Raw genomic sequence first — 12,375 nt, forward strand, 5'->3', positions numbered from 1 at the left:
ATCTCTCCCTTTTTTGTTTTTTACATACCGGTGTATGTTCTTGCGTCATCGGTTGAGGTCCGTCCCTCATCCAGATGAAGCGGTAATTGATTAAAGTGAATATGCCTGTTCTACCAACACTTGACCGGGTCCGAACCTTTAAAGGATCCGGTAGCCGGGAATGGTGAGGAAGTCTGTGAACTGGTCGTTCTGGATGAGCTGATCGAACAGGTCGACGGCTTCAGAGAATCGGCGTTCCTTGTATCGTTCTTCTCCCAGTAGGCTTTTGAGTTTTGTCAGTTCTTCCTGCTTCAGTTGTTCGTAGAGTTCCATGGTGATATTCCGGCCATCCTCGAGGATCCCTTTCGGATGACGGATCCATTGCCACAGCTGGGCACGCGAGATTTCTGCCGTGGCCACATCTTCCATCAGATGATGGATCGGTGCGGCTCCCTGGCCGCTCAGCCAGGATGAAATGTATTGAATGCCTACGTTAATGTTCAGCCGGACACCCTCTTCGGTTATCGCTCCTTGAGGAACTTCGAGAAGCTCCTGTTCTGATACTTCCAGGTCCAGCAATGTTTTCTCGTCAATCTGATTTTCCTTTTTCATTTCCTGATTGAATACGTCCATGGCAACCGGTACCAGACCAGGATGGGCTACCCACGTGCCATCATGACCATCCTTTGCTTCCCGTTCTTTATCTGTTTTCACTTTATTGAACGCTTCTTCGTTCTTGACTGGATCGTTCTTGACAGGGATCTGCGCCGCCATACCTCCTATTGCAGGTGCTCCCCTTCTATGACAGGTCTTAATTGTAAGCAGGGAATAGGCTCTCATGAATGGCGCCGTCATCGTGACCGATGAACGATCCGGAAGAATCACATCTTCCTGTTCGCGAAGCTTTTTGATATAGCTGAAGATATAATCCCATCTTCCACAATTCAGCCCGGCTGAGTGTTCTTTTAACTCATAAAGGATTTCATCCATTTCAAATGCCGCTGTGATCGTTTCGATCAGGACCGTCGCTTTGATCGTCCCTTGGGGAATCCCCACATAATCCTGGGCAAACACAAATACTTCATTCCAGAATCGTGCTTCTTCATGGCTTTCTAATTTAGGTAAGTAAAAATAAGGGCCTTTATTCAGTGAAGTTAAGTGAGTCGCATTATGGAAAATGAATAAGCCAAAGTCGACAAGGCTTCCTGATAGAGACTTTCCATCCAGTTCGATGTGTTTCTCTTCCAGGTGAAGTCCTCTTGGTCTTACGATCAGAACCGCGTGCTCTTCGTTCAATTCATAACGCTTCCCGTTTGTCTCGAAGTCTATCGTGTGGTGTACAGCATCTCGGAGGTTGATTTGTCCTTCTATGAGGTTCGTCCATGTAGGTGATGTGGCATCTTCAAAACATGCCATGAAACATTTCGCTCCGGAATTCAGAGCATTGATGACCATCTTTCGATCAACCGGGCCTGTGATCTCCACCCTTCGATCCTGCAGTGCTTTCGGAATCGGAGCAACCTTCCACTCACTTTGACGGATCGATTCGGTTGCCGTCAAAAAGTGAGGAAGCTCTCCTCCATTGATCCGCTCCTGCTTCTTTTCTCTGTTGTGTAACAGTTCCCTGCGTTTCTCCCCGAACCTGCGCTCCAGCTGTTCTAAAAACTGCAGTGCTTCAGAGGATAACATTTCATCAAAGCCCGGTTTAAGTTCTCCGGTTACCTTGATACCAACCATTTGAGTAGACATAGAACGTATTCACTCCTTAAGCGTATTAAACAAATCATCATTGTTATAATACAGATTAATTAACATGTTTGTATTGTATAACAGATAGATTAAATTTGGAACACCTTTTTCAGAATTTTCATTCGACATTTTTCGCATGGATGCTGATAACACAAAAAAGGTCCGTCCCTCAACGCATTAAAGCGGTGAGGGACGGACCTTCAGTACCCATAACCATTTCGATATTTATAGTTTGTTCTCCAATTCCTTCATTCTCTTCTCCATTTTTTTATTCTGTTCATAGACATGCGCTGCAAATGTTAGGGACGTTCCAGCCACTATAAGAGCAATAAAACTCATCATCTCAACTACCTCCTTATTCTTCAATTTTGTATATAAAAACCTTTCTTCTGTTCCACTCGATTGATTCACTAATCTTTTACGTGTAAATCGATCTGATAGTTTCATTTTTTTGGAAATAGAGAAGGTCCGTCCCTCAAAAAAAGAACTAACCCTTTTGTGGATTAGTTCTCTCTCTACTTATTCGTAAATGTGTAAATAGGTTTCTTTACTGCCCGGTTTCTTGACGATCAGCGCTTCCGGGCCATAGGAAGAGGAGACGAGGAGTTCTACGTCCCAGCTGTCCGGGGTCTGTTTGCCGATCATATTGGTCAGATGCTGGGCGAATCCGATGGTTTCAGCTTTCCCCTGGAAGGACAGGGCCACCTCGAATTCCATTTTGGACAGCTTCTGATCTTGATAGAGCGCTTGTCCTGTCAGTCCTGTGTATACAGGAAAATACTTTTCGATGTCTGTTTTCAGTTCGTTAAAGACTTTGTAATCGTTCGGATGGTTCTCCTGGGCTTCCGGAGAAGGGAATAAATAATAATCTTCATTGATCCCCTTCCAGTCCTGAATGCCGTTTTGGTCCGGTTCCACGGTTGTGTAGGCAAAGAAGTGACCAGGGACGACCTGATCTTTCGGAGCCTGCTTATAAAGGGAGATCATAATCGGAACGTTTTGGAGTTCTTTTTTCTGACGAAGGCGATTGAGTACTTCACCCGCGATTTTCGCTCCCTGCTCTTTCAATACTTCATTGGAAATATTCTTCACTGTTCTTGTCCCATTTGACATATTGGTCTCATATTGAACAGAATTCAGTGACAGGGCGATGGACACTCCACCAAGACGTACCTTATTATCTTCTTTTTTCATTAAGTAATTATGTTCGACGACATGGGCCAAATAGATGGGGGCATTCTCCCCTTTCGCCTGCACGGGGTTAAGCCCCACATTATCAGACTCCTTCAGACCCTTTTCCTTCAGCTGTTCACTTGTGTACTTCCTTTGCAGCCAGCTATCAACCGTTTTCTTGGTCAGGAACTGACCCTCTTTAAAGAAATATTCATCCGTCGAAAACCGATTCTGAGCAACCCTTAATAAGCCCGTCTCGATTTCATTGATATCATATCTGGAACCAAGATCATTCACGACGACGCCCCGGGTATTACTCGTTTCGTACGGAAGCATCGTCTTGTAGTATTCTTTCGAAATTTGGAAGCTTGGTATGATGGCCTTCTTGGCTTCGCTATCCTGATTTTCCTGAACGACCTGATCCTGTTTCTCAAATGTCGGCGCACAGCCTCCCAGTAACACTAATGCGGAGAGAGCGACCGAAATCCCTTTTTTCATTCCTCGTTACACCTCTTATCGGTTAAGTTCTTCCATCAGCTTATCCTCATCCCAGACTTCTATATTTAAGTCATTTGCTTTCGTAAGCTTCGATCCCGCTTCTTCCCCTGCAATGACAAGATCGGTTTTCTTACTGACACTGCCGGTTACTTTCCCGCCGAGCATTTCAATCTTTTCTTTTGCTTCATTCCGGCTCAATCGTTCGATTTTCCCTGTAAGGACTACGGTCTTGCCTGCAAAGTATGAGTCGACGTCACTGACTGATACAGGCTTCGGTCCTTTGTATTCAAGGTTCACTCCGGCATCCTTCAGCTCCTGAATGAGTTCTTTCACTTCATCGTTTTCAAAATAAGCGACAATGGCATCGGCCATTTTATCCCCGATCTCATTCACATTCGTCAGCTCTTCTTTCCCGAGGTCCATCAGCCTGTCCATTGAGTCGAATTCCTGCGCCAACGTCTTCGCGGCTTTGGCTCCCACGTGGCGGATACCAAGACCGAATAACAATTTCTCCAACGAGTTCCCCTTCGACGTTTGAATGGCTTCCAATAAATTATCAACGGATTTCTCGCCCATCCGTTCCAGCTGAAGAAGCTGATCGCGCTCCAATCTGTATAAATCGGCTACGTCCTCAATCAATTTTTCCCTGAACAGCTGACTGATCACTTTTTCACCCAGTCCATCGATGTTCATGGCGTTGCGGGATACAAAGTGAATGAGCCCTTCACGGATTTGCGCGGGACATTTCGGATTAATGCAGCGGAGGGCCACTTCCCCTTCAAGTCTCACAAGTTCACTTTCACATTCCGGACAATGAGTCGGCATCAGGAATTCCTGTTCGTCACCGGTTCTCTGGTCTTCCAGTACGTTCACCACTTCAGGGATGATGTCCCCCGCTTTTTTAATGACGACGTGGTCACCAATTTTGATATCTTTCTCTCTAATCAGATCTTCATTATGAAGCGAGGCACGCTGGACGGTCGTTCCAGCTACACGGACCGGCTCAAGGATTGCCGTCGGTGTGACGACACCTGTACGCCCTACACTTAGTTCAATTTCCTTTAGAACCGTAACGACTTCTTCGGCAGGAAACTTGAACGCAATGGCCCACCTCGGGCTTTTCGCTGTGGTTCCAAGTTCCTGCTGCTGATCAAGAGAGTCGACCTTAATGACGATCCCGTCAATGTCATAGGATAGATTCGGACGTTCATCTGTCCACTTCCCGACAAATTCAAGGACTTCTTCAATGGTCGCACACCGTTTGCGTTCCGGGTTTGTTTTAAATCCAAGTTTATCAAGCGTATCCAATCCCTCGCTATGTGAGTCGATTCCTGTATCCCCGATATCAGCCAGGGCATATAGGAAAATGTCGAGATTCCGGGATGCCGCAATTTTCGGATCCAGCTGGCGGAGTGAACCCGCCGCTGCGTTACGCGGATTGGCAAAGGGTTCTTCCCCTTTTTCTTCTTTGATCTTATTCAGTGCTTCGAAAGATCCTTTCGGCATGAATGCCTCTCCACGGACTTCGAAGGACATTTTTTCTGAAATCTTTAACGGGATGGAACGGATGGTCTTCAGATTCGATGTGATGTCCTCACCTATGGACCCATCCCCACGCGTAGCCCCTTGGACGAACGCCCCGTCTTCATATCTGAGAGAAACGGCCAAACCATCGATCTTCAGCTCGCATACGTAGGAGAAGTCCTCCCCGACCGCTTGGCGGACACGGCGGTCAAAGTCACGAAGATCTTCTTCATTAAAGGCATTTCCAAGGCTCAGCATCGGTGTTCTATGTTCGACTTTTTCGAAAGAGTCTAGAATCGTTCCACCAACACGCTGTGACGGGGAATCGGCTGATTTCAATTCAGGAAATTGGTCCTCGAGTTCAATGAGTTCCCTGAGGAGTTGATCATACTCTGAATCCGGGACAGATGGTTTGTCCAGCACATGATATTCGTAATTATATTGATTCAATCGTTCGTGAAGTTCATTGATACGCTTTTCGGCTGATTGTCGATCCATTTCCACAACCCTTTCTTGCTTATATTCGGTTATAGCCGGAAGGGAATCCCTTCAGACATGTTATGCTTTTTCAATTGGAGCAAATTTGGCCAGGAGACGCTTGATTCCCATCGGACTCGGGAAAGCAATATCGAGCTCGACACTGTCTCCTGATCCCTTCACACTGACAACCGTTCCTGTCCCCCACTTCTTATGCTGAGCCTTATCGCCAACCTGCCACGCGACGGATTCTCCACCCGTCGTGGTTTGGACCGGGCGAGCAACGGGCTTTCTGGGAGCGGGGCGGGAAGGTGACTTCGCCGTTGATTTACCGAAAGGAGTGAAGGCAGTTTTCTTCTCTGCCATCACATCATCCAACAAGTCTGCAGGAATTTCATTGATGAAACGGGAAACCGGGTTCATCTTCGTCTGTCCGAAGAGCGTCCTCATCTGGGCATTGGTCAGGAACAGCTGTTCCTCGGCACGGGTGATCCCCACGTATGCCAGACGGCGTTCTTCTTCCATTTCATCCTCTTCCATAAGGGAACGGCTGTGAGGGAAGACCCCTTCTTCCATCCCCATTAGGAATACGACAGGAAATTCAAGACCTTTGGCTGCGTGCAGGGTCATCAGGATCACGGAATCTTTCGGCTGATCGTCCTCATCAAGCTTATCGATGTCGGCGACTAATGCAAGGTCCGTTAAAAATGCCACAAGACTCTTATCATCATTGGATTGTTCAAAGCTTTTCGTTACAGACAGGAACTCGTCCAAGTTCTCGAGCCTTGATTGAGACTCAATGGACTTTTCTGCTTTCAGCATATCGGTGTAGCCTGATTTTTCAAGAATCTCTTCTACGAGTTCGGTTACAGACAGATACTCCTGCATACTTGTGTAGCCTTTCACCATTTCCATGAATTCAATCACGGCTTTGGTTATCTTCGGGCTGAGTCCGATGAAGTCGGCTTCTGCGAGAGCCCTGAACATGGATATATCATGATCCTGTGCATAACGGGCAATCTTATCGATCGACGTTGCCCCTACTCCCCTTTTCGGAACGTTAATGACACGCTGAAGGCTGATATCATCATCCGGATTCGAAATGAGCCTGAGGTACGCTAAGATATCCTTGATCTCCTTACGATCGTAGAACTTGATGCCGCCGACGATGGAGTATTCGATATTTGATTTTAAAAGTACTTCCTCCATGACACGGGACTGTGCGTTCGTACGGTAAAGGATGGCAAAATCAGAATACTTCTTCTTCCCAGTTTCAATCAATTCCTTGATTTTCCCTGTGACGAATTGAGCTTCGGTCTGCTCGGTATCCGCCCTGAAGTAGGAGATCTTTTCACCGTCATGATTTTCTGTCCAGAGATTCTTCGGTTTACGGTTTGAATTCTTCTGGATGACTTCATTCGCCGCCTGTAGGATCCGTTTCGTTGAACGATAGTTCTGTTCCAAGAAAATGACGGTCGCCCTCGGATAATCCTTTTCGAAAGAAAGGATATTGGCAATGTCCGCGCCGCGCCAGCGATAGATCGACTGATCTGAATCCCCGACGACACATAAGTTTTGAAAACGGGAAGCGAGCAGTTTTACAAGCATATACTGCGCCCTGTTCGTATCCTGATACTCATCTACGTGGATGTATTGGAATTTCCGCTGATAATATTCCAATACTTCCGGTACACGCTGGAATAATTGGATCGTCGTCATGATCAGATCATCAAAATCAAGAGCCTGATTCTTGCGTAAACGCTTCTGATACTCTGTATACACATCAGAGACCACCTGATCATAATACCCGCCTATTTGCTTCGATAACTCTTCAGGAGTGGTCAGTTCATTTTTTGCAGAGCTGATGGATCCGAGAAGCGAACGGGGATCAAATTTCTTCGGGTCGATATTTTTTTCTTTTAAAATCGCTTTGATCACCGACTGCTGATCGGTAGAGTCAAGAATCGTGAAATTACGGTTCATCCCGATGCGGTCAATATCACGACGCAGGATTCGCACACACATACTGTGAAAGGTTGAGATCCAGATGTTCTCAGATGCCCCGCCCAGGATGTTTTCAATACGATCCCTCATCTCCCTCGCCGCTTTATTGGTAAAGGTAATCGCTAAAATATTGTAAGGATTGACGCCTTTTTCCACCATCAGATACGCAATCCGATGCGTGAGTACCCTTGTCTTCCCGGAGCCTGCCCCTGCCATGATCAGTAACGGACCTTCCGTCGCCTTCACAGCTTCTGCCTGCTCGGGATTCATTCCATTCAACAATCGATCAGTCAAAAATTGCATAATCTAAACACCACCATAACGAACGTATGTTCTATATTTGTATTTCTATTATATATCAATCAGGGAAGGACCTCCAGTTCGATCCTTATCCTTTCACTGCTTTTACTGTTTTTAAAGCTTCTTTCAGATTGTCATAGACAGCATTTCCAACAACGACAACATCTGAGACAGCAGCCATTTCCTTCGCCTGCTCCCGGGTTTTAATTCCCCCGCCATAGAATAAGGTCGTGTTTTCCAGTGAATCCCTTACCTCTTTTACCGTTTCAACATCTCCGTATGTACCACTGTACTCCAGATAAAAGATCGGCAGGTTGAACATTCTTTCTGCCATCATGGCATACGCTGCAGCGTCTTCACTTGAAATGTCTGTGTTCGCTTCCGTTACCTTCGCCGCCTTGCAGTCACGATTCAATATACAATATCCTTCTACAAGGATTTCGTCCCAATTCATGATTTCTCCATATTCCTTCACAGCCTGGTGATGCAGTCCCGTCACCCAGTTCAAGTTCTGACTGTTCATCACCATCGGAATGAAATACAAATCGAAGCCTGGAGTAATCGACTCCAAATTTGATACCTCCAGAATACAAGGAACCGTATACCGTCTCACTCGTGCCATCAAATCAAGAACCTTTTCAAGGGTTACACCGTCCGTTCCCCCTACGATGATCGCGTCTGTTCCTGATTCACATACCGCTTCTAAATCTTCATCATCTATTGTTTTATTCGGATCTAGTTTAAACACATGGCTCCACTTTTGGACATCATACATGCTCTGTTCCTCCATTCATACATCCATCTCACGTATTATATCATTTGTATGAAACTGTCGCATTACTAGTCTGATGTTAAGAATTACTATTCAACAAAAACAAAGACCGCTCGTCATAGACAGCGGCCCTTTTCTTATTTTTCTTCCTCATGTACACGATCCAACACCAATTGATAAGCATCATTTCCGTAGTTCAAGCAGCGCTTCACACGGGAAATCGTTGCCGTACTTGCACCTGTTTCGGTTTCAATCTTATGATAGGTCTTCCCGTCCTGAAGCATACGTGCGACTTCAAGGCGCTGGGCAAGTGATTGAATTTCGTTGATCGTACACAGATCATCAAAGAAACGATAACATTCTTCAAGATTTTGCAGGGAAAGAACAGCGTTGAATAACTGATCCAGCTCCTTGCCTCGTAGTTTATTTATTTGCATTAAAAAGACTCCTTTTTCCTTCTATTCTTGATAGGATACCGAACCCGTCAATCCAGGAGAGCTTGGAATGACGTTGATCCACGTCGAGCCCTTTCGCAGGCTAACAGGTTTATTCTTTTCATAAGGAAGGATCCGGCCATTCACATTCTTCCATTGAAGCTTCCGGAGCTTTCCTTCCTGTATCAAGTAAGCATTTCCACCCGATTTGAGGTCAATATCCCGGCGTCCTGCGTCATCGACGATCTTATGGGGAGCTTCCACGATGAAAAGATTTTCGATCAGGACGGGATCTTTCGACTTATAGTCGATGGTCTGCTCCCCATTTGAAAAGCGCTCGTATCTGCCTTCTTTTTCGTTAAAATCATATACAGCATTAAACAGGGGATTATGATTATATGAAATCATCACGGAATTGGCGGCTTCCCCATTAACCTTCCCTTTATCACTAAAATTCAGTGCATCAGGCGGCCGCTCCATATCAAATCCGTTCTTTTCCGCTCCCTCTTTGATATGTTCATATGTGATATAGGAATTATGAGGGGCTTTCCGGAAGCTTGCACGCTTGAATAGCGTCCCGTCATATTGGATTCCGTTAAGGTCATCGATAAAACCATTGGTCAGCATTTCTTTCGCCTCAGGGCTGTATCCGTGAGCGACATACAAGCTATCATACCCTTTTGCAAGCTCTATATAGTAATCTCTTGCACTTCGGACCGGGCCGATCTCTTTCGGCATCCTGCTTTGGAAAATGGCTAAGAAACGGGTGATATCACCCTCGGCCAACACTTCATACACAATATCCGCTTCCGACAGTCCGGATTGGGGTCTTGCCTTCGGATGGTTATTCACCATCACGGCGATCGCCCGGTTCATGGATTCTTCCTTTTCAGCCACCCCCGTTAAAGGAAACTGATTCATTTCTTCTGTATCTACGCCTGTCTCTTCTTTCACCACTGGAGTTGCGGCTTCTTTATCAGATTCTTTCTTTATCTCTTTATCTGAACTACATGCGACAAGTGCGAACGAGCTTAACGCAATAATCAAAGCTCTTTTCAGCATGTTTTTGACACCCCTATTTACTTTACTATTTTAACGCATTATTGTTGGAAAGAGTACCGTTTTCTTCATTACATCATAGATTCCCTTTTGTGTCATCCTTATATAAGGCAGATGAGTGGACTGAAGGAACAGCAATGTATAAATCGGATCCGAGAAGCGGTAGCCCCTCTCTTTTAACAAGCCTTTGAGTGTTTTTTCTTCCTCAATCAGCTCAGGCATATCCTTCTCTGATAGCAGTCCGCTTAATGGCAGTGGAATCTCGTGCAGGATTTCACCGTTCTCTGCAAGGACGATCCCACCACCGATTTCTTTCATCCTGTTGAAAGCTGCAATCATATCAGGCTTACTTTTACCAATCAGGATAATGTCCCCTGTATTGGAGTAAGACGACGCAAAGCCCATCACACCTTTAGAGAATCCTTTGATCATGGTGCTGATCCTCCACTTGCCGTTCCGGTCCAACAACATAAGGAACGATTGGTCATGATCCGAGTCAAGCAGTTCCTCTGATGGATTGATGGAAATGGAGTATGGCTTGGTGATGACATCGTTCACCATTTCGATCCCGAACGGCATGGAGAATTGGAGATCGTCATACCCCACTTCCCAATCAAGGGATAACGGGGTGAATCCGTTTGGTCCCCAATTGATTTCGGTGGGGTCTTCCATCTGTTCGCTGTTTTTACGGACCCAGATACCTTTGGAAAGCACGGAAACCGGAGTCGGATCATCCTTTGACCGGAGAAAATTAATGTTTGCGACCCTGCCTGTAGCGATCATCCCGTGCAAGTGGGTGATATTGTAATAATTGGCAACGTTGTAACTCGCCATATTATAGGCTTCGATTGGCGGTACGCCCTTGTCGATGGCCATTTTGATCATGAAATCCAGGATACCTTGCTCATAAAATCCCGGTGTCGATCCATCTGTGGTAAAAAGAAGGGAATCGTATGAATCGATGCCTTTTTCATTTAGCCCGTCTAACAGAGCCGGTAAATCCGGTCGGATCGATGAATGACGCAGTGTAACGGTCAACCCTTGAATCAGGCGCTTGTATACATCCTCACCTGTCATGGCTTCATGGTCGCCATCAATGCCTAATAGGCGGAGCTTGGCGATCGTCTTGTCAGAAGCCCCCGGAAGATGCCCTTCCACGATTTTTCCCATCCGTTTAGTTTCCTGCATCCAGTGAAGGATCAGGTCATCTCCTTCAAGGAGCCGCGGCCATGCGGTCAGTTCCCCGCCCTGCAGCACCGAATCATGTTCGAGCCACGATTTCACTTCCCCATTTGAGAACGTAACCTCTTCATCCACCATCTCGGTTTGGGAGTCAAAACGCGTCCACCAGTACATCGTGACCGGCATTTTGCTGAACTCCCTCAATAAAGTAAACGCTTTCTTTTTTTTCAATTGTAAAAACATCATCAGGTTATCATTGACGAATGTCGTTGTTCCGGTTTGGGATGCATACTTGGAAAAAGATTGGGGATTATAAAGCTGAAACGGGTGTACATGCGGTTCGATATATCCTGGAACGAGGTACTGTGACCCGCAGTCCATCACTTCGCATTGCTCAAGGTTTTCCGGGAGTTGATCACCAGTATAGACAATCCTGTCCCCGTAAATCCAAATATGTCCCTGCACCCATTTCTTTAACGTCGAGTGAAGGTATGTTGCATTTTTTAAAAGAAGACTGGGAGACAATTCTCCATTCAGTACTTGTACATGTTCTCTCAGTTGTTTGTTTTTCCATCTGTAGCGCTGTTCCAATGTGAACACTCCTCTAGTGGAATGGTATTAGTTTAAGTTTCAATTTATGTTAACATATTTTACTATTTAACGCATTAAAGGTTTACAACAATTATGTGAATTTTCGATTAAGGAGGAATTTACAAATGAAAGTATCATCAAACATCGGGATCATCAATGCCCTGATCCGCATCACCGTTGGATTTACCATTTTAGCGTGGAGTACATCAAAGCTTGCAAGACGTCCATGGAGAGACTCCTATCTTGTCATGGCGGTCATCGGCGCCATGAAAGTCGGAGAAGGGATCCTGCGTTATTGTCCTGTCACTGCCCTGTTTGAAAAAGCTGGAGATGGAGAAGGCAAGAACGGCGGCTTTGGAGGATTTAAAGCAAAGGATATGATGAACTTCAAAGACATGCTGAAATCCGACAAGTCCAGTCACAGTGAGCACCAACAAACAACCGAACACCACCAAGACCCGACGAACACCAAAAAAGAAGCCAACTTCAACCCAGAAGAACTCACCAACCAGGAAGTCCAGGAAGCATTGACGGGTTCTAAAGGGATGGACCTACAATCCTAGGGACTTTAAAGAAGCTTCGTCCTGATAAATCCCGTAACAACGGGGATCCTGTTGATCGGTTCCCTTCAAA

The 12,375-nt window shown here is 45.8% G+C and carries 9 protein-coding genes; 1 reads left to right on the top strand and 8 read right to left on the bottom strand.

Features of this window, described 5'->3' with window-relative positions; translation table 11 throughout:
• Positions 1 to 138: 138 nt before the first annotated feature.
• From aceB to ATG71_RS02620, 8 genes are all read right to left on the bottom strand, one after another.
• On the bottom strand, positions 139 to 1,728 hold the full coding sequence (gene aceB, locus ATG71_RS02585) for a malate synthase A (RefSeq protein ID WP_098438382.1): 1,590 nt from the start codon (positions 1,726 to 1,728) through the stop codon (positions 139 to 141).
• A gap of 519 nt (positions 1,729 to 2,247) precedes the next feature.
• Positions 2,248 to 3,399, bottom strand: coding sequence for a CamS family sex pheromone protein (locus ATG71_RS02590; RefSeq protein ID WP_098438383.1), 1,152 nt, complete (start codon positions 3,397 to 3,399; stop codon positions 2,248 to 2,250).
• A 15-nt stretch (positions 3,400 to 3,414) separates the two neighbouring features.
• Positions 3,415 to 5,421: an NAD-dependent DNA ligase LigA gene (gene ligA / locus ATG71_RS02595; protein WP_098438384.1), complete on the bottom strand. Its 2,007-nt coding sequence runs from the start codon at positions 5,419 to 5,421 to the stop codon at positions 3,415 to 3,417.
• Positions 5,422 to 5,481: 60 nt separating this feature from the next.
• Entirely contained in the window at positions 5,482 to 7,707 is a 2,226-nt protein-coding gene (pcrA, locus tag ATG71_RS02600) for a DNA helicase PcrA (RefSeq protein WP_098438385.1), read from the bottom strand.
• An 85-nt stretch (positions 7,708 to 7,792) separates the two neighbouring features.
• The gene (gene pcrB / locus ATG71_RS02605) at positions 7,793 to 8,479 is read right to left on the bottom strand and encodes a heptaprenylglyceryl phosphate synthase (protein ID WP_098438386.1); all 687 of its coding nucleotides are present in this window, start codon (positions 8,477 to 8,479) and stop codon (positions 7,793 to 7,795) included.
• Between the two features lie 134 nt (positions 8,480 to 8,613).
• Positions 8,614 to 8,913: a YerC/YecD family TrpR-related protein gene (locus ATG71_RS02610; protein ID WP_060671598.1), complete on the bottom strand. Its 300-nt coding sequence runs from the start codon at positions 8,911 to 8,913 to the stop codon at positions 8,614 to 8,616.
• A 21-nt stretch (positions 8,914 to 8,934) separates the two neighbouring features.
• Entirely contained in the window at positions 8,935 to 9,972 is a 1,038-nt protein-coding gene (locus ATG71_RS02615; protein WP_098438387.1) for a DUF3048 domain-containing protein, read from the bottom strand.
• Between the two features lie 30 nt (positions 9,973 to 10,002).
• Positions 10,003 to 11,742, bottom strand: a complete 1,740-nt coding sequence (locus ATG71_RS02620) for an adenine deaminase C-terminal domain-containing protein (protein WP_098438388.1) — start codon at positions 11,740 to 11,742, stop codon at positions 10,003 to 10,005.
• A 125-nt stretch (positions 11,743 to 11,867) separates the two neighbouring features.
• On the opposite strand from ATG71_RS02620, the gene ATG71_RS02625 reads away from it, so the two are divergent.
• Positions 11,868 to 12,305, top strand: coding sequence for a YgaP family membrane protein (locus tag ATG71_RS02625; RefSeq protein ID WP_098438389.1), 438 nt, complete (start codon positions 11,868 to 11,870; stop codon positions 12,303 to 12,305).
• The last annotated feature ends 70 nt before the right edge of the window (positions 12,306 to 12,375 follow it).

Origin of the sequence: Bacillus sp. es.034, assembly GCF_002563655.1 — a bacterium.
Taxonomy (GTDB): Bacteria; Bacillota; Bacilli; order Bacillales; family Bacillaceae_B; genus Rossellomorea.